The 17,467-nt window shown below is 64.9% G+C and carries 15 protein-coding genes and 3 tRNA genes; 5 read left to right on the forward strand and 13 right to left on the reverse strand.

Going from position 1 to position 17,467, the window contains the following annotated elements:
- Positions 1-9 precede the first annotated feature (9 nt).
- Positions 10-333, reverse strand: a complete 324-nt coding sequence (locus tag ABNQ39_RS07235; RefSeq protein ID WP_376959694.1) for a helix-turn-helix transcriptional regulator — start codon at positions 331-333, stop codon at positions 10-12.
- 200 nt (positions 334-533) lie between these two features.
- Between ABNQ39_RS07235 and ABNQ39_RS07240 the strand changes: the two genes are divergently transcribed.
- Entirely contained in the window at positions 534-1,004 is a 471-nt protein-coding gene (locus ABNQ39_RS07240) for a hypothetical protein (protein ID WP_376959695.1), read from the forward strand.
- A gap of 68 nt (positions 1,005-1,072) precedes the next feature.
- Here the strand turns inward: ABNQ39_RS07240 and ABNQ39_RS07245 are convergent.
- From ABNQ39_RS07245 to ABNQ39_RS07295, 11 genes are all read right to left on the reverse strand, one after another.
- Positions 1,073-1,147, reverse strand: a tRNA-Val gene (locus tag ABNQ39_RS07245).
- A 104-nt stretch (positions 1,148-1,251) separates the two neighbouring features.
- Entirely contained in the window at positions 1,252-1,524 is a 273-nt protein-coding gene (locus ABNQ39_RS07250; protein ID WP_012974523.1) for an HU family DNA-binding protein, read from the reverse strand.
- Positions 1,525-1,722: 198 nt separating this feature from the next.
- Entirely contained in the window at positions 1,723-4,137 is a 2,415-nt protein-coding gene (gene lon, locus ABNQ39_RS07255) for an endopeptidase La (protein ID WP_098739529.1), read from the reverse strand.
- Between the two features lie 206 nt (positions 4,138-4,343).
- Positions 4,344-6,371: a methyl-accepting chemotaxis protein gene (locus ABNQ39_RS07260; protein WP_376959696.1), complete on the reverse strand. Its 2,028-nt coding sequence runs from the start codon at positions 6,369-6,371 to the stop codon at positions 4,344-4,346.
- 330 nt (positions 6,372-6,701) lie between these two features.
- Positions 6,702-7,964, reverse strand: a complete 1,263-nt coding sequence (gene clpX, locus ABNQ39_RS07265) for an ATP-dependent Clp protease ATP-binding subunit ClpX (protein WP_012974526.1) — start codon at positions 7,962-7,964, stop codon at positions 6,702-6,704.
- 286 nt (positions 7,965-8,250) lie between these two features.
- Entirely contained in the window at positions 8,251-8,877 is a 627-nt protein-coding gene (gene clpP, locus ABNQ39_RS07270) for an ATP-dependent Clp endopeptidase proteolytic subunit ClpP (RefSeq protein ID WP_098739527.1), read from the reverse strand.
- 112 nt (positions 8,878-8,989) lie between these two features.
- The gene (tig, locus tag ABNQ39_RS07275) at positions 8,990-10,321 is read right to left on the reverse strand and encodes a trigger factor (protein WP_376959697.1); all 1,332 of its coding nucleotides are present in this window, start codon (positions 10,319-10,321) and stop codon (positions 8,990-8,992) included.
- Positions 10,322-10,412: 91 nt separating this feature from the next.
- Positions 10,413-10,497, reverse strand: a tRNA-Leu gene (locus tag ABNQ39_RS07280).
- 137 nt (positions 10,498-10,634) lie between these two features.
- Positions 10,635-12,188: a malonyl-CoA decarboxylase gene (locus tag ABNQ39_RS07285; RefSeq protein WP_376959698.1), complete on the reverse strand. Its 1,554-nt coding sequence runs from the start codon at positions 12,186-12,188 to the stop codon at positions 10,635-10,637.
- Between the two features lie 113 nt (positions 12,189-12,301).
- Positions 12,302-13,765, reverse strand: coding sequence for an NAD(P)H-hydrate dehydratase (locus ABNQ39_RS07290; protein WP_376959699.1), 1,464 nt, complete (start codon positions 13,763-13,765; stop codon positions 12,302-12,304).
- A 200-nt stretch (positions 13,766-13,965) separates the two neighbouring features.
- Positions 13,966-14,041 (reverse strand) — tRNA-His (locus tag ABNQ39_RS07295).
- A gap of 368 nt (positions 14,042-14,409) precedes the next feature.
- Between ABNQ39_RS07295 and ABNQ39_RS07300 the strand changes: the two genes are divergently transcribed.
- Positions 14,410-14,748, forward strand: coding sequence for a P-II family nitrogen regulator (locus ABNQ39_RS07300; protein WP_012974531.1), 339 nt, complete (start codon positions 14,410-14,412; stop codon positions 14,746-14,748).
- A 294-nt stretch (positions 14,749-15,042) separates the two neighbouring features.
- Positions 15,043-16,452, forward strand: a complete 1,410-nt coding sequence (gene glnA / locus ABNQ39_RS07305; RefSeq protein WP_376959700.1) for a type I glutamate--ammonia ligase — start codon at positions 15,043-15,045, stop codon at positions 16,450-16,452.
- Positions 16,453-16,498: 46 nt separating this feature from the next.
- Here the strand turns inward: glnA and ABNQ39_RS07310 are convergent, their stop codons facing one another.
- A complete protein-coding gene (locus ABNQ39_RS07310; protein WP_376959701.1) occupies positions 16,499-16,792 on the reverse strand; it encodes a hypothetical protein in 294 nt (97 codons plus the stop codon).
- 175 nt (positions 16,793-16,967) lie between these two features.
- Between ABNQ39_RS07310 and ABNQ39_RS07315 the strand changes: the two genes are divergently transcribed.
- Both ABNQ39_RS07315 and ABNQ39_RS07320 read left to right on the forward strand, forming a co-directional pair.
- Entirely contained in the window at positions 16,968-17,162 is a 195-nt protein-coding gene (locus ABNQ39_RS07315) for a hypothetical protein (protein WP_376959702.1), read from the forward strand.
- 75 nt (positions 17,163-17,237) lie between these two features.
- Complete coding sequence (locus tag ABNQ39_RS07320; RefSeq protein ID WP_376959703.1) at positions 17,238-17,438, forward strand: hypothetical protein; 201 nt, start codon at positions 17,238-17,240, stop codon at positions 17,436-17,438.
- The last annotated feature ends 29 nt before the right edge of the window (positions 17,439-17,467 follow it).

Consider the following 17,467-nt stretch of genomic DNA (forward strand, 5'->3'; position numbering starts at 1 on the left):
AGGTGAGGCTTAATAAGCCGGGTGTTGAGGCGGGTTCACCGGAGGACGGCCCCGGCCGCGCTTGGTCAGTGCCGGCTGATTGGCGGCATTGACGGAGGAAGCTGATTGGACCGGCGTGGCAGGAACGGCGTCACGCGCTTTCAACCGGTCAGCGATCCAAGCATTAATTTCCGACTCAAGCCAGCCCACCGATTTCGGTCCCAAAGGGATACGCTTCGGGAATTTGCCAGCGCGCTCCATCTTGAACAAAGAAGTGCGATGGTATCCGGTGCGCTTGAAAACTTCCGGATAACGCAGAATACGGGCGGGCTCTGAATTTTCGTTTTGGCTCATTGCATCCCCTCGCCTTTCGATGACGGATGATCCACGCAGATCATCTATCGTCGTCTGGCATCACATGAGTTGGTTTTGAAATCTCATATCCAAATCCAAACGGTGTCAAGCTTGAAATTGGATTTTTATAGCCAAATCCAAATTTCCTGATTAATCTTTGTTTGGCAACGTTTCGCAACAACCAAGTACTGGCAAACGATATGGCCACCCTTACGCAGGCAATTAGCATTATCTCTGAAATATCTCACTTAACTGAGAAACAAATACGCGCAATATCGTATAAGTTCCAGCAGCTCGATCTTTTCCCCGTTAGTTCCGGTCGGGATGTGAAACACATATCAGAGGCGCAGTTTGCACTTCTGATTTTGGCATGTTACGTGGAGGTTCCGGGATTAAAACCCGTTGCATCCGCTCAGTACTATTATGATCTTTCAGACGAAGATTCCCGCCGCGCTGGAGATGCGATTGCAACCGCGCTGACCTCCGGCACAGCCAATGCCATCCAGATAGAAATATCGGACCCTGCTGTGTGTGTGGTCACACCGGACGGTGCACAGCGCTTTGGCGCCGCCCCCACCCCCACAAAGGTCGCGTTTCGCGTAGAATTCGGACAGGAGGTCTTAGAACGGACAGCGGCTCTGTGGCGCAAGGCCGCACCGGCTGTCACCTAGTTGTCACCTAGATACGGCAAAGGCCCCTCGAAGGGGCCTTGGAATTATCGCTAAGCCATTGAAAAGATTGGTGGGCGATGAGGGGATCGAACCCCCGACATTCTCGGTGTAAACGAGACGCTCTACCGCTGAGCTAATCGCCCGAACTGGACAAGCCTTCGCACTCAAAGGCAAGCCGGCCGGGTGGATGCCCGGCCGGCCGCACTATGCCCTGAGCGGGCCAAAAACTTCAAGCGCTGATAAGCGCTTAGTTCAAGGCGTCCTTCAGGGTCTTGCCAGCCTTGAACTTCGGCTGCTTGGACGCCGGGATGTCGATCTTCTCGCCGGTGCGCGGATTGCGGCCTTCGGTCGCGGGACGCTCAGCGACCGCGAAAGTGCCGAAGCCGACCAGACGGACCTCATCACCGTTCTTCAAGGATTCGGCAATGCTGTCAAACACGGCATCGACGGCCTTCGTGGCGTCGGTCTTGGACAAACCGGACGCTTCGGCAACATGCGCCACGAGATCGTTCTTGTTCACGCAATCCCCCTTCGAAATTCAGCAAATACTGAAAGACAAAAGCCGCCCCAGGACTTTTCGTCCACGACTTTTTGGAAGCAAAGGATAAGCACAGCGCTTGCCGTCCGTCAATTCCCGACGGGCGGCAAAGCGGCTCTTGTCCCAAAAGTCACGCCAACGGGTGGCGGTCACGATCGGATCGCGACCGCCGGTCCCACATCAGTGACGCAGCGCGTCGCCGTCGGCACCCTTCTCCTGGGCCTTCGCCGCGGCCGCATCGACCTCCGGCTCGGTCCACTCGATGGGCTCCAGCGGACGGACGAGCGCGTTGCGCAGCACCTCGTCCACCGTGCCGACGGGCATGATCTCCAGCCCGCGCTTCACGTTGTCCGGGATGTCGGCAAGATCCTTCTCATTGTCCTTCGGGATCAGCACATGCTTGATACCGCCGCGCAGGGCGGCCAGCAGCTTCTCCTTCAGGCCACCGATCGGCAGCACCCGGCCACGCAGCGTGATCTCGCCGGTCATCGCCACGTCCTTGCGCACCGGAATGCCGGTCAGCACCGAGACGATGGAAGTGGCCATGGCGACACCGGCCGACGGGCCGTCCTTCGGCGTGGCGCCTTCGGGAACGTGAACGTGGATGTCCTTCTTCTCGAACAGCGTCGGCTTGATGCCGAAGGCGATAGCGCGCGACTTGACGTAGCTCTCGGCCGCCTGGACCGATTCCTTCATCACGTCGCCCAGCTTGCCGGTGGTGGTGACGCGGCCCTTGCCGGGCAGGCCGACGGCCTCGATCGACAGCAGCTCGCCGCCGACCTCGGTCCAGGCCAGACCGGTGGTGACGCCCACCAGATCCTCCAGCTCCGCCTCGCCGTAATGGAAGCGGCGGACGCCGGCATACTTGTCGAGGTTGCGACGGGTGACCGCGACCTTGGCGTTGCCGCCCGACTTCAGCAGGATCTCCTTCACCGCCTTGCGGCAGAGGTTGGCGATCTCGCGTTCCAGCGAACGGACACCGGCTTCCCGCGTGTAGTAGCGGACCAGATCGCGCAGCGCATCGTCGGAGATGGTGAACTCGCCCTTCTTCAGGCCGTTCGCCTCGATCTGCTTCTCGATCAGGTGGCGCTTAGAGATTTCGACCTTCTCGTCCTCGGTGTAACCGGCGACGCGGATGATCTCCATGCGGTCCAGCAGCGGCTGCGGCATGCGCATCGTGTTGGCGGTGCAGACGAACATTACGTCGGACAGGTCGTAATCGACCTCCAGGTAATGGTCGTTGAAGGTGCCGTTCTGCTCCGGATCCAGCACCTCCAGCAGGGCCGACGACGGGTCGCCGCGCCAGTCGGCGCCGAGCTTGTCGATCTCGTCCAGCAGGAAGAGCGGGTTGGAGGACTTGGCCTTCTTCATGCCCTGGATGACCTTGCCGGGCATCGAGCCGATGTAGGTGCGGCGGTGGCCTCGGACCTCGGCCTCGTCACGGACGCCGCCCAGCGACATGCGGACGAAGTTGCGGCCGGTGGCCTTGCCGATCGACTTGCCGAGCGAGGTCTTGCCGACGCCGGGCGGTCCGACGAGGCAGAGGATGGGACCCTTGACCTTGTTCATGCGGTTCTGGACGGCGAGGTACTCAAGGATGCGCTCCTTGACCTTCTCCAGACCGTAATGATCGTCGTCCAGCACCTTCTGGGCCAGCTTCAGGTCGCGCTTCACCTTGGTGCGCTTCTTCCACGGAATGGACAGCATCCAATCCAGGTAGTTGCGGACCACGGTGGCCTCTGCCGACATCGGGCTCATCGACCGCAGCTTCTTCAGCTCGGCAAGCGCCTTTTCGCGGGCTTCCTTGGAGAAGCGGGTTTTGTTGATCTTCTCTTCCAGCTCCGCCGACTCGTCGCGGCCGTCCTCGGTCTCGCCGAGTTCCTTCTGAATCGCCTTCAGCTGCTCGTTCAGATAATACTCGCGCTGGGTCTTCTCCATCTGCCGCTTGACGCGGTTGCGGATGCGCTTTTCGACCTGCAGCACGCCGATCTCGCCTTCCATGAAGGCATAGACCCGCTCGAGACGCTCCGACACGGTGGCGCATTCCAGCAGCTGCTGCTTTTCCGGAATCTTCAGCGCCAGATGCGACGCGACGGTGTCGGCCAGCTTGCCGGCTTCCTCGATCTGGTTGATCGAGACCAGCACTTCCGGCGGGATCTTCTTGTTCAGCTTGATGTACTGCTCGAACTGGGAGACGACGGCGCGGCTCAGCGCCTCCAGCTCCTGGTTCTCGCCGGTCTTTTCCTCGACCAGCTCGGCCTGGGCCTGGAAGAACTCCTCATTGTCGGCGAACTTGGTGATGGCGGCCCGCTGGCCGCCTTCCACCAGCACCTTGACGGTCCCGTCCGGCAGCTTGAGCAGCTGCAACACGGTGCCGACGGTGCCGACGCTGTAGATGTCGGCCGGAGTCGGATCGTCCTGCGCGGCGTTCTTCTGGGTGACGAGCAGGATCTGCTTGTCATCCTTCATCACGTCTTCCAACGCGCGCACGGACTTCTCGCGCCCGACGAACAGCGGCACGATCATGTGGGGGAAAACCACGATGTCGCGCAGCGGCAGGACCGGGTAGAGGGCACCACGGGAGAGTTCGATCATGGGCAGGGCCTCAATGAATGGATCGCCGCCAGCCCGGACTGGGCCTGACACAGCCCCCGCCTCGGGTTGAGCGCGGGGATCGCCTACGGCACCCGACTAACGTGGCACACGGCCCTGCGGCCTTCAAGGGGCTGACAACCCCCAAGGGCGGTTTCCAAGCCGCAACCTGGCAGGAAACCGCCGCTTCCCTCCCCGTTTTTGCCAGATCAGGCAGTTTTGAGGCGGTTCACATAGCCATCGACGGTCGTACGCAGGGTTCCGGCCTCATGCGACAGGCCGCGCGACGCGGTCAGCAGCTCTCCGGACGCGACGCGCGTGCTTTCGGCGGTGGAAGCGACCTGTCCGATGCTGCCGGACACCTCCACAGTGCCCTGGGCGGCAGCCTGGATGTTGCGGGCGATCTCGCGGGTGGCGGCATTCTGCTGCTCCACCGCGGCGGCGACGGCCGACGCCGCTTCGCTGATCGCGGCGACGGTGCGGCTGATGGCGTCGATGGCGGTCACGGCACTGCCGCTGACGTCACGAATCTCTCCGACGCGAAGTTGGATGTCGTCGGTGGCCTTCGCGGTCTGACCGGCCAGATTCTTCACTTCGCTGGCGACCACGGCGAATCCCTTGCCCGCTTCGCCGGCACGGGCGGCCTCGATGGTGGCGTTCAGCGCCAGGAGATTGGTCTGGGACGCGATGGAACTGATCATATCGACCACCGAGCCGATGTCGGCGGCACGGTCGGCCAAGGTCGCGACGATTCCGGCCGTGCTGCCGGCCTCGCGCACCGCGTCCTGAGCGATCCGGGACGCATCGTCGATCCGGCGGCTGATTTCGCCGATGGAGGATTGCAGCTGCTCCGCGGCGGCCGCGACCGTCTGGATGTTGCCGTTGGCCAGTTCCGACGCGGATGCCACGGAGGACGAGAGGGAGGAGGCGCATTCTGCGGCGGACGACAAACGTTCGGAGTTGCCGCGCACGGAGTCCGCCGTGGCGGACAGATGTCCGACCACCGATTCGAGCTGCGCCACGAAATCCTGCGTCGCCCGTTCCATGGCGCGCCGGTTCTCCTCGCGCTGCTCCAGTTCCGTCCGTCGGCGGGTTTCGGCGGAGTCGGCCTCGCGGGCGCTGGTTTGCAGCACGTCGATTGCCGCGGCCATCTCGCCGATTTCATCGGAGCGGTTCCGGTGGAGGACGTCGAGGTCACGCCGTCCGCCGGCTATCGCACCGACGATCCGGGCCAGTTCGACGATGGGGCGCGAGGCCCGGCGCGTGATCGCAATCGCCACACCCAGCAATGCGCCAAGCCCAGCGACGATGATTCCGGCAGCCAGCATCAGATGACGCAGAGCCGAGGCATGATGGCCGTCGGCCAGTTCCCGCCCGACGGTGAAGCCCGCGTCGCGGATCACCAGGAGGTCCTGCAGCAGGGGCGAGGCCGAGCGGCGCCATTCCGCACCGTCCAAATCATAGGGCCTGCCCGCCCGCGATGCGGTCAGAACGCGGGTCTTGAAGTTGCCGAAACCCTGAATGTAGCCTTTCCGGGCAGTCTCCAACGCCGTGCGCAGGGCCGGCTCCATCTCGCCGGTGACGATATCGTCCTCGACCGACTCCCAATTGGCCGCGATCCGCCCCTCCAGCGTCATCGCCTCCGCTTCGGCTTCCGAGGTCATCGGCTTGCCGGTTCCGAGTGCGCGCAAATAAAGGACCGACTGCTGGCCGGCCATCTCCCGCAAGTGGGCCGCGCGAACCGCGATATCCGCCCGGTCGCCGACGGTCGCATCGAGATCGTTCAAACGATGACCGAGGCGGTTCATCGTCACCCCGACCTGGCTCGTGACCTTGACCATGCCGGCGAAGAACTGCGCCGAGGCATCGGCCGGGCGGCCGGACCGGTCCTTCACCAGCCAGCCGTCGACCTGGGTGCGGACGGTCGCCAGACTGTTGCCCAGGGCGGCGGTCTCGTCGGCGGACTTCGGGTCGCCCAGCGCCTTGGCGGCGGCAACGTAGCGGGCGAGCACAGCATCGGACTGGGCGCGTGCCTTCTTGAGCGAGTCCCGGCCGGCGTCGTCGATCGCCGCCCCAGCCGTCAGCGGCAGGTTGACGACGCCGCGCTCGAGAGCCATCGCCTCGTTAACGGCGGTGGCGGCGCCGAGGACGTCAACCACATCCCTGGCGGCTGACGCCCGGCCGGCCGAGTTGATTTCCTGCACCGCAAGCCAAGTGGCCGGGACCGACGCGACCACTCCGCCGCACGCCAAGCAAACGTAAAGGAAACTGCGTATTTTCATTTCCCGCCCACCGCAATATTTGTACGCAAACAATGGATAGCGGAGATGCCAAGCCTGGAATGAAGGCAATTCACCCACCCTACCCGATGTCTCTGCACCGAGATTAAGGCTTTATCTTTTTATATTCGTTAAATTTGTTGAATTGATTCGCTATTTCGGCGGTTTACATCAAGGGGGCTCAGTGCAGAGAATGGTTTTATTGGGATATGCGGCAGCAATCGGAAAAAGAAAAAGGGACGCCGAAGCGTCCCTTTTTTGATATCCGCACCGGGAAAACCCAGACGGTTATGCACCCGGCGCTTCGCTGCGCCGTTCCGCATGAACGTAGAGAGGCTTTGCACGCCCTTCGACCACTTCCTTGTTGACCAGGATGCTCTCGATGCCGGTCAGGCCCGGCAGGTCGAACATCGGGTCGAGCAGGATGGCCTCCATGATCGACCGCAGGCCGCGGGCGCCGGTCTTGCGGGCAATCGCCTTGTGGGCGATGGCGCGCATGGCGTCCTCGGAGAACTCCAGATGGACGTCCTCCATCTCGAACAGGCGCTGGTACTGCTTGACCAGGGCGTTCTTCGGCTTGCTGAGGATCTCTACCAGCGCCGCCTCGTCCAGATCGGACAGGGTGGCCAGAACCGGAAGACGGCCGATGAACTCGGGGATCAGGCCGAATTTCAGCAGATCCTCGGGCTCGACCTCATGCAGGATCTCGCCTGTGGCGCGCTCGTCGGCCGACCGCACATCGGCGCCGAAGCCGATGCTGGTGCCCTTGCCGCGCTGGGCGATGATCTTGTCCAGACCGGCGAAGGCGCCGCCGCAGATGAACAGGATGTTGCTGGTGTCGACCTGCAGGAATTCCTGCTGCGGATGCTTGCGCCCGCCCTGCGGCGGCACGGAGGCGACGGTGCCTTCCATGATCTTCAGCAGGGCCTGCTGCACGCCCTCACCCGACACGTCACGGGTGATCGACGGGTTGTCGGACTTGCGGCTGATCTTGTCGACCTCGTCGATGTAGACGATGCCGCGCTGCGCCCGCTCGACATTGTAGTCGGCGGCCTGGAGCAGCTTGAGGATGATGTTCTCGACGTCCTCGCCGACGTAACCGGCTTCGGTCAGCGTCGTCGCATCGGCCATGGTGAAGGGAACGTCGATGATGCGGGCCAGGGTCTGGGCCAGCAGCGTCTTGCCGCAGCCGGTCGGGCCGATCAGCAGGATGTTCGACTTCGCCAGTTCGACGTCGTTGTGCTTCGTCCCGTGGGCGAGGCGCTTGTAGTGGTTGTGGACCGCCACCGACAGCACGCGCTTGGCGTAGGACTGTCCGATGACGTAATCGTCGAGCACCGCATGAATGTCGCGCGGAGTCGGAACTCCGTCGCGGGACTTCACGAGGGTCGTCTTGTTCTCCTCGCGAATGATGTCCATGCACAGTTCGACGCATTCATCGCAGATGAACACCGTCGGACCGGCAATCAGCTTGCGGACCTCGTGCTGGCTCTTGCCGCAGAAGGAGCAGTAGAGCGTATTCTTCGAATCGCCGCTGCTGGACTTGCTCATCGGTACTCCGTCATCTCGCGGGAGGCGTGGCCCCTAGGGCCATGCCCGTTCGCGGCGCCCCCCGACGCCGGTCCTACTCAGGTTATCGCGGACGGCGTCCGCGACAAGGTCATGCGCCGTTTTGGCGACGCATCACGATCCGCATAGCCGGGTCCCTTGCGAGACTCTCCCCATTCGGGACCGATTCCTTGTCGGAACCGGTCGATGACCGGATCGTGTCACTGCCATTCAACAACAGCGTCACGACCCGATCAACCCTTTGTTGGGAGGGCCGAGGACCCGCTGCTCACGAATGATGGTCGACGCCCGGGCGCTTCTCCACCACCTCGTCGATCAGACCGAAGGCCTTCGCCTCTTCCGGCGACATGAACTTGTCGCGCTCCATGGCGGTCTCGATGGTGTCGAGATCCTGCCCGGTGTGCTTGACGTAGATGTCGTTCAGACGCGAGCGCAGCTTCAGGATTTCCTGGGCCTGGATTTCGATGTCCGAGGCCTGACCCTGGGCGCCGCCCGACGGCTGGTGGATCATGATGCGGCTGTTGGGCAGCGAGAAACGCTTGCCCGGCGCGCCGGCGGCCAGCAGAAGCGAGCCCATCGAGGCGGCCTGCCCCATGCACACCGTCGACACCTGCGGACGGATGTACTGCATGGTGTCGTAGATGGCGAGGCCGGCCGAGACGTAGCCGCCCGGCGAATTGATGTAGATCGCGATGTCCTTGTTCGGGTTCTCCGACTCAAGGAACAGCAGCTGCGAGCAGATCAGGCTGGCGACGGCGTCGTTCACTCCGCCGATCAGGAAGATGATCCGCTCCTTCAGCAGGCGCGAATAGATGTCGTACGCGCGCTCGCCCCGGTTGGTCTGTTCGATGACCATCGGGACCAGAGCATTCATCTTCGGCTCGAAGTCGTACATGTGTTCTTCCCTGCCCCCGCAGTTGGCTGAACCGGTGATCGTTGCCGGCACGGAACCACATATAGGAACCTTTGGGGGCGGATGGTAGTCCGCCCCCACTCCTTTTGGGGAGTTAGGCGGCCTCAGCCTCGTCCTCGTCCTTCGTCAGCTCTTCGACGCTGACGGTCTTCTCGGTGACCTTGGCCTGATCCAGGATGTGGTCGACGACCTTGTCCTCGAAGATCGGGGCGCGGAGGTTCTCGAGCGCCTGCTGGTTCTGCTTGAAGAACTCGAACACCTGACGCTCCTGACCGGGGAAGCGACGGGCTTCGTTGATCAGGGCGCGGTTGACCTCGTCCTGGGTGACCTGGATGTTGTTGCGGCGGCCGACTTCCGACAGCAGCAGACCCAGACGGACGCGGCGCTCGGCGATCGAGCGGTACTCGGCCTTCAGCTCGTCCTCGGACTTGTTGGCGTCCTCGCCGGCCGTGCCGTTCTTCAGCTCTTCCTGCAGGCGGGCCCAGATGCCCTCGAACTCGATGTCGACCATGCCGGCCGGCACCTCGAAGGAATGGGCCTCGGCCAGCTTGTCGAGCAGCTGGCGCTTCACGCGCAGGCGCGACAGGCCGTCATACTCGCCCTTGATGCGGTCGCGGATCGCTTCGCGCATCTTCTCCAGGCTCTCCATGCCGAACTCCTTGGCGAGTTCGTCATTGACTTCGGCCGGGACGTTCTTGCGCAGCTCCTTCACGTCGACCTCGAAGACGGTCGCAGCACCCTTCAGGCGTTCGTGCGGATAGTCTTCCGGGAAGGTGACGTTGACGGTGCGGTGCTCGCCGGCCTTGACGCCGACCAGTTGCTCCTCGAAGCCCGGAACGAAGCGGCCGGCACCCAGCTCCAGCGGGTAGTCCTTGCCGTCCATGCCTTCCAGCGCCTCGCCGTCGACCGTACCGGCGAAGTCGATCACGGCAATGTCGCCGGTCTCGGCAGCGCGGTCCTCGGTGACCGGGGCCTGGGTCGAATGGGCGGAGGCCAGACGGGTGACCGCCTCGTTGACCGCCTCTTCGCTCACCTCGGCGACCGGCTTCTCCAGCTCCAGGCCGGTGAATTCACCCGGCTCGACGTCCGGCAGCAGCTCGACCGCCATCTTGTAGGTGAGGTCGCCGCCGTCCTCGTACTTCTCGACCTCGATCTTCGGCTGCAGGGCGACGCGCAGGCCGCGCTCGCTCAACGCCTGGCGCGAGCTGTCGGAGATGGCGTCTTCCAGCACCTCGGACAGCACGCCGCCGAAATAGCGCTGCTTGATCACGGTGACCGGCACCTTGCCCGGACGGAAGCCCGGCAGCTGGACCGTACGGCGCAGCTCTTCCAGCTTGCCGTTCACCTTCTCTTCGATGTCCTTGGCGGAAATGACGACCTGAAATTCGCGCTTGAGGCCGTCGGTGCTGGTCTCGGTGATGTTCATCGGAACGAAAGCCTATCTCGTTGGTCCGGCCCGGCGGCGCCCGTCCGGGCGGCCCGAATCCGTGTTGTCCATGCGGTCCAAGGTGTTGCCATGGTGCGGGCGAAGGGACTTGAACCCATACGACCGAAGTCACTGGAACCTAAATCCAGCGCGTCTACCAATTCCGCCACGCCCGCGTTCATGGCAAAGGCAGCCGCGACGGGTGCGCAAACACCCGCCGGACCGCCGGCGAAGTCCGGTCTATAGCACAGCGCGGCGGAAGCAAACAGGCAAATTGGACCCGTCCGAGAGAGTGAGGCCCGGTCTTTTCGCGTCAGCCGCCGGCCTTGCCCCCCGCCTTGCTCCCTGCCCTGTCCAGCGACCGTACGGCGGACGATGTGATGATGCGCCCCTCGCCGGTGTAGGCCTCGTGGTTGGCGTCGATCTCGCCCAGCCGGTAGCGGTAGTTGATCATCATCCCCAGCGACTGTTTCAGCCCTTTGGCCGACCTGTCGGCCAGCCAGTTCAGCCGCTCCATTCGTGCACCGTTGGTCAGGTGGAAATGCGCCACCGGGTCCAGCGCGCGGGCGCGGCCATGGCCCTTCGCCTCCTGCACCGTGGTCAGGTAATGCACGCCCATCCGCATCAGCGGACCGCGCAGGCGCTTCTGCAACTCCTCGTCCTCCGCCCAGCCGGGACTGGCGAGCGCGCGGGCGAGCAGCGGCGATTCGTCGGCCCCGACACCGCCTTCGGTGGAGGCGTCCGCATCGGCCGCCCGATCAAGCTCGGCCAGCCGCTCGGCAATGCGCTCGGCTTCCGTGTTGGTCAGCAGGGCGTCGCCGTCGCGGTCCAGGGCGCGGTCGAACCAGCGCCGGAATCCCGGAATGGGCGACAGGGTGGCGTAGCACTTGATGTTGGGGAACTCGGTCGCCAGCCCGTCGACCACCCGCTTGATCAGGAAATTGCCGAAGCTGATCCCGGCCAGCCCGACCTGGGCGTTGGAGATCGAATAGAAGATGGCGCTGTCGGCGCTCTTCGGATCGCAGACCGGGGCGGTCGGGTCGAGCAGCGCCTGCACATTGTCCGACATGCCCTGCACCAGGGCGACCTCGACGAAGATCAGCGGCTCGTGCGGCATGCGCGGGTGGAAGAAGGCGAAGCAGCGCCGGTCCGAATCGAGCCGGTCCTTCAGATCCTGCCAGCCGCTGATCTCGTGGACCGCCTCGTACTTGATCAGCTTTTCCAGCAGCGAGGCCGGGCTGTCCCAGGTGATGCGGTGCATCTCCAGGAAGCCGACGTCGAACCAGGCGCGCAGAAGGTTCTTCAGATCGTCTTCCAGCGCCTGCAACAGCGGTTCGCCAAGCGCCATCTCCATCAGCTCGGCGCGGAGGTCGACCAGGAACTTCACCCCTTCCGGCAGGGCGTTGAACTGGGTCAGCAGCCGCAGGCGCGGCGGTTCCAGCGCGCGGCGCAAGGCCCGTTCGGCATGGCCGCGGGCCACCGGGTCGGCCGCCGCCTGGAAGGTCGCCATCGCCTCCATCACCGCGTCGCGGTCGACGTCGAAGTCGCGCGCGAGCATTAGAAGGAAATTGCGCCGCCCCTGCGGATCGAGGGCCAGATAGGTGCGGCCGAGTTGGGCGGCGCGGGCACGGGCGGAAACCTCGCCGCCCCGCGATTCCAGGCAGGCCTCGATCTGCTCCTTCAGACGCTCGGCGTCCTCCTTGGGCAGATGGGTGCGCGGCGGTGCGCCGACGGCGCCGCGGGCCGAGGCCGCGATCTCGCGCCAGCGGGTGCGCAGGTTGTCCAGCGCGCGGTCGAGGAAGTTGGGCTGCGCGGCCTGGGATGGCGGCACAGGCTCCAGGATGGTGGTGTCGGGTGCGTCGCTCATACCCCAGACTCTGGCCCTGCCGGCGCTCTACCGCAAGGGGGCCGGCGGACGCCGCCGTCAGGGGTACCGCCAACGTCGTCTCCGGACCGCCTCCAACCTGTCCTTGGCAGAACTTATCCCTGCGTTTTCAACGCCTTCAGCACGCCGGGCAGCGCGCCTGCCAGATCGTCGGAAATCAGGCCGGGACCGAGCGCGCGCCCGGCCTCGCCATGCAGCCAGACCGCGGTGCAGGCGGCCTCGAACCCGTCCATCCCCTGCGCCAGCAGCCCCAGCACGATGCCGGCCAGCACGTCGCCGGTCCCGGCGGTGGCGAGATCGGGCGGCGCATTGACGTTGACCACGGCACGGCCGTCCGGGGCGGCGATCACGGTGTCGGCGCCCTTCAACACGACGACAGCACCGGAGCGCGCGGCGGCGGCGCGCACCCGCGACAGCTTGTCGCCGTCCATGCCCACCGAATCGCCGAACAGCCGGGCGAATTCCCCCTCATGCGGGGTGAGGACACAGCGCTGGTCGAGCCGGTCGAGCAACTCGTCGGCCGACTCGGCGAAGCTGGTCAGCGCATCGGCATCCAGCACGCAGGCGCGCCGGGCGTCCAGCGCGGCCATCACCGCGGCGCGGGTCTGCGCGCCCCTCCCCGCACCCGGCCCGACCAGCACCGCATTCCTGCGCGGATCCTGCAACAGCCGGGCGAAGGCGCCGGCATCCTCCAGCGGATCGACGATCACGCTGGCGCAGCCGGCGGCATAGACCGGAAAAGCCTCCGGCGGGCAGGCGATGGTGACCAGCCCAGCCCCGGCGCGGAGAGCGGCGACCGAGGCCAGCCGTGCCGCCCCCGTCATCCGCGCTCCGCCCAGCACCACCGCATGGCCGCGCGCATATTTGTGGCCGTCCAGCGCCGGCCAGGGGAAGCGGTGGCTCCACAGCGACGGCTCGTTGACCGCGGTCTGCGGTGCGATGCCGTCCAGCACCCGGTCCGGAATGCCGATGTCGGCGACCACCACCTCGCCGCACAGGGTGCGTCCGGGCAGCAACACATGGCCGGGCTTGCGGCGGAAGAAGGTGACGGTCAGCGCCGCCTGCGGTGCGGCACCGAGCACCCGCCCGCTGTCGCCATGCAGGCCGCTCGGCACATCGACGGCGACGACGGTGCGGCCCTCCATCGCCTCGACGATGGCGCGGGCAAGGCCGTCGAGCGGCCGGGTCAGGCCGGCACCGAACAGCGCGTCGATGACGAGGGGGTTGCCCTTCAGGATGTAGGGATCGGCCGCCTCGATCGGGCCGGGCCAGCGCTCTGCCGCCACCGCGGCATCGCCGGTCAGGGCCGAGCGGGTGCCGAGCAGCGCCAGCCGCACCGGCCAGCCGGCCTCCAGCAGCAGCCGGGCGATGACGAAGCCGTCGCCGCCATTGTTGCCGGGGCCGCAGAGCACGGCGGTCGGATGCGGCGCCCAGCGCTCGCACACCGCCCGGACCACGGCGGCGCCGGCGGCCTCCATCAGGGCCGGACCGGGCACTCCGGCGGCAATCGTCAGCTGGTCGGCCCGGTACATCTCCGCGACGGACAGAAGCTCATCCATCCCCCACTCTCCCCACCCCTGGCCAACCCTGGCTTGCCTTGCCGTTTCCTGGGCGGGCGAAGATACGCACGCCCGCTCTACCCGTAGGCGATGTCTTCACCCGGGAAATTCCATGCCGACATGCGAAAAACGCCCGCGACGGCGGTTAAGCCGTGCGGACGTTTATAGAACAGAATTTTTCCAAGACGCGAAGAAGAAGATGGGGCGATGGATGGGACTCGAACCCACGACCGCTCGGACCACAACCGAGAGCTCTACCAACTGAGCTACCACCGCCGCCGTCAGCGTTTCCGCCGTCGGGAGCCGCGTTATGCTCCACCGCGGCTGGCCGGTCAAGCGGCTTTTTCACGAAAAGCGAAAAAACTTCTTTCGGAGCGGACCGGCACCCCTTTCTCCCGTCCGACAGGGCCTTCGAGCCCCGGTTGACGCGGAGCGCTTGCGCCAGTTGCACAAATATTGTTCACTCCGCTGAATCCTTCGGCAGCACCCTGCCCCATCGGACGGCATCCGACCGTCTTATGACCAGCGTCGATGCCGCCGGACCGGATCGGCCGAATGTGGCACGCTCCATGCTTACCGTCGTCGCTGTCGGCAGTGCCGTGGACGGTGCCTGCCGGCGTTGGCACCTCGTACACGAGAGACCCATGAAGAAGATCGAAGCCATCATCAAGCCGTTCAAACTCGACGAGGTGAAGGAAGCCCTTCACGAAGTCGGGATCAAGGGGATCACCGTCACCGAAGCCAAGGGCTTCGGCCGCCAGAAGGGCCACACGGAGCTTTACCGCGGCGCGGAATACGTCGTGGACTTCCTGCCGAAGGTGAAGATCGAGGTGGTGATGGAAGACTCCCTGGTGGAACGGGCGATCGAGGCGATCCAGCAGGCCGCGCATACCGGCCGCATCGGCGACGGCAAGATCTTCGTCACGCCCGTGGAGGAAGTTGTCCGCATCCGCACCGGTGAGAAGGGCGCCGACGCGATCTGATCGCGCGACGTCCTCGTCTCGACCGTTCCGACCGACCTCCCTCCGACCAGCATCCGCCAACATGCGCCGATTTCCCCTCCCCCTCATGCCGGCCCCGGCCGCAGACCTCGCCGAACGGCCGAAGGCCGCCTATGGCGAACGTGCGACTTTTTGGGTTGGCGCGTTGTGTGGGGAAGAAAGGCGTGAGATAACGTCCGCCGCGAGCGCCGCCCTCCGCCGCCAAAGCCCCGTAGGGGCTTCGACAGCGGCTTGACGCAGCGGGATCCAACCCTCTTAAAGCGTGGAAAAAGAGACATGTCCGACATCAGCAAGGTCTTCGACCTGATCAAGGAACACGACGTCAAGTACGTGGACCTGCGCTTCACCGACCCGCGCGGCAAGCTGCACCACACCGCTCAGCACGTCTCCACCATCGACGAGGACGTGTTCGAAGACGGCATCATGTTCGACGGTTCCTCGATCGCCGGCTGGAAGGGCATCGAAGAGTCGGACATGATCCTTAAGCTGGACCCGACGACGGCCGTGATGGATCCGTTCGCCGCCCAGCCGACGCTGAACATCCTCTGCGACGTCTATGATCCGGCCAGCGGCGGCGCCTATGACCGCTGCCCGCGCGGCATCGCCAAGGCCGCCGAGCGCTACACCGCTTCGGCCGGCATCGGCGACACCGTCTTCTTCGGTCCGGAAGCCGAATTCTTCGTGTTCGACGACGTGAAGTACTCCGTCGACATGAACAAGGTGTCGTACGAGTTCGCCTCGGACGAGGGTTCCTACTCGTCGGGCAAGGACTATGAGGACGGCAACCTGGGCCACCGCCCGGGCACCAAGGGCGGCTACTTCCCGGTCGCTCCGGTCGACAGCTGCAACGACCTGCGCGCCGAGATGCTGAGCGTCCTGGCCGAGATGGGCGTTCCGGTCGAGAAGCACCACCACGAGGTGGCCGCCGCCCAGCACGAGCTGGGCATCAAGTTCGACACGCTGGTCCGCACCGGCGACAACATGCAGTACTACAAGTACGTGGTGCACAACGTCGCCCACGCCTACGGCAAGTCGGCCACCTTCATGCCGAAGCCGGTGTTCGGCGACAACGGTTCGGGCATGCACTGCCACCAGTCGATCTGGAAGGACGGCCAGCCGCTGTTCGCCGGCAACCAGTATGCCGACCTGTCGGAGCTGGCTCTGTACTACATCGGCGGCATCATCAAGCACGCCAAGTCGCTGAACGCCTTCACCAACCCGTCGACCAACAGCTACAAGCGCCTGGTCCCGGGCTATGAGGCCCCGGTCCTGCTGGCCTACTCGGCCCGCAACCGTTCGGCCTCCTGCCGCATCCCGTACGTCGCTTCGCCGAAGGGCAAGCGCGTCGAGGTGCGCTTCCCGGATCCGTCGGCCAACCCGTACTTGGCCTTCGCCGCCATGCTGATGGCCGGCCTGGACGGCATCCAGAACAAGATCCACCCCGGCGACGCGATGGACAAGAACCTGTACGACCTGCCGCCGGACGAGCTGGCCAAGGTTCCGACGGTTTGCGGCTCGCTGCGCGAGGCGCTCACCGCGCTGCGCGAGGACAACGAGTACCTGCGCAAGGGCGATGTCTTCTCGGCCGACATGATCGACGGCTACATCGACCTCCGCACGGAAGAGATGATGGCCTTCGAGACCATGCCGCACCCGATCGAGTACAAAATGTACTACTCGGTCTGATGTTGCCTCGCGGTGTCCGGCAACGGGCGCCGCGATTGGTCACGCATCATTCGAAAGCCGCTCCCGGTTCGCGCCGGGGGCGGTTTTCTTTTTTGGCCTGCTCGATCCAGACGCCGACATCCGGTGGCGCGCATCCCCTGCGCTCCGCGCAATCCGCCTTCGCGCAGCTACACGCGGGGAAGAGGCAGCCATCGCCGTTCAGGTCGGTTGCCCGCACCGCAAGGTCATAGCGCACACCGCGCATGATGGCCGGGCCGGCGGTGCTGTAGCGCTCGTAATGCTCCACGACATGGCGGACGCGGGTGAGCAGTTCGCGCCGTTGATCGTGTCCCGGATCCATGCTTACGCCCCCAATCGCCATGATTGCCGACATCTACAGGGACGCCGGAAAGCCCCCTCCTGTTCCGCCATCCAAGCGCAGTACGGCGCATGGGCGAATGTGAAGACGGGGAATGATGCACCGGCCTGGCTGTTGCCACAGCAGTGATCAAGTTGGGTGACCAAGACGGGAGAGCATGATGGATCGCGATAAGCTGCGCCGCGTTGCCAAGGCGCTGGGCGACGTCCGCCTTTACGAAAAGCATCACACCGGCGAACTCATCACCATGCGCCTGCGCGACTCCCTGGCCGACAACCCCGGCTATGACGAGGAGGAGGTGGACAAGACGCTGCTGGAGCTGGCGCGGGTGGCGCTGGAGGCCGCGGAATAGGGGGTCCGGGGGTGACGATGCTGCCGATGGCCTGTTGGTGGGGATGAACCAAGCCAACGAAGGGAGCAAGCCGCCATGGCCGACGAGAAGACGTCCGATATGCCGCAGACTGACCGGTCCGGGAGCGACCGTCCGGCGGGCAAGCCGATCCCGGTGACGCCTGCGGTCGAACCGATGAGCGACAAGGACGAAGCGCCGCCGGGCACGCCGGGGACGGGCGAGAACATCGATCCGAAGACCGGCGAGACCTATGTGCAGGGCATCGGCGGGGCGTAAGGGCCGCCAGCCCCATTCCAAACGAAAAG

Source organism: Azospirillum sp. A26, assembly GCF_042604635.1.
In the GTDB taxonomy this organism is placed as follows: domain Bacteria; phylum Pseudomonadota; class Alphaproteobacteria; order Azospirillales; family Azospirillaceae; genus Azospirillum; species Azospirillum palustre.

Excerpts from the sequence above, each read along its gene's own strand:
- ABNQ39_RS07300 (WP_012974531.1), top strand. The coding sequence starts at position 14,410 with ATGAAGAAGATCGAAGCCATCATCAAGCCGTTCAAACTCGACGAGGTG.
- tig (WP_376959697.1), bottom strand. The coding sequence starts at position 10,321 with ATGAACATCACCGAGACCAGCACCGACGGCCTCAAGCGCGAATTTCAG.
- ABNQ39_RS07240 (WP_376959695.1), top strand. The coding sequence starts at position 534 with ATGGCCACCCTTACGCAGGCAATTAGCATTATCTCTGAAATATCTCAC.
- clpX (WP_012974526.1), bottom strand. The coding sequence starts at position 7,964 with ATGAGCAAGTCCAGCAGCGGCGATTCGAAGAATACGCTCTACTGCTCC.
- ABNQ39_RS07235 (WP_376959694.1), bottom strand. The coding sequence starts at position 333 with ATGAGCCAAAACGAAAATTCAGAGCCCGCCCGTATTCTGCGTTATCCG.
- glnA (WP_376959700.1), top strand. The coding sequence starts at position 15,043 with ATGTCCGACATCAGCAAGGTCTTCGACCTGATCAAGGAACACGACGTC.
- ABNQ39_RS07290 (WP_376959699.1), bottom strand. The coding sequence starts at position 13,765 with ATGGATGAGCTTCTGTCCGTCGCGGAGATGTACCGGGCCGACCAGCTG.
- ABNQ39_RS07310 (WP_376959701.1), bottom strand. The coding sequence starts at position 16,792 with ATGGATCCGGGACACGATCAACGGCGCGAACTGCTCACCCGCGTCCGC.
- ABNQ39_RS07315 (WP_376959702.1), top strand. The coding sequence starts at position 16,968 with ATGATGGATCGCGATAAGCTGCGCCGCGTTGCCAAGGCGCTGGGCGAC.
- lon (WP_098739529.1), bottom strand. The coding sequence starts at position 4,137 with ATGATCGAACTCTCCCGTGGTGCCCTCTACCCGGTCCTGCCGCTGCGC.
- clpP (WP_098739527.1), bottom strand. The coding sequence starts at position 8,877 with ATGTACGACTTCGAGCCGAAGATGAATGCTCTGGTCCCGATGGTCATC.
- ABNQ39_RS07285 (WP_376959698.1), bottom strand. The coding sequence starts at position 12,188 with ATGAGCGACGCACCCGACACCACCATCCTGGAGCCTGTGCCGCCATCC.
- ABNQ39_RS07320 (WP_376959703.1), top strand. The coding sequence starts at position 17,238 with ATGGCCGACGAGAAGACGTCCGATATGCCGCAGACTGACCGGTCCGGG.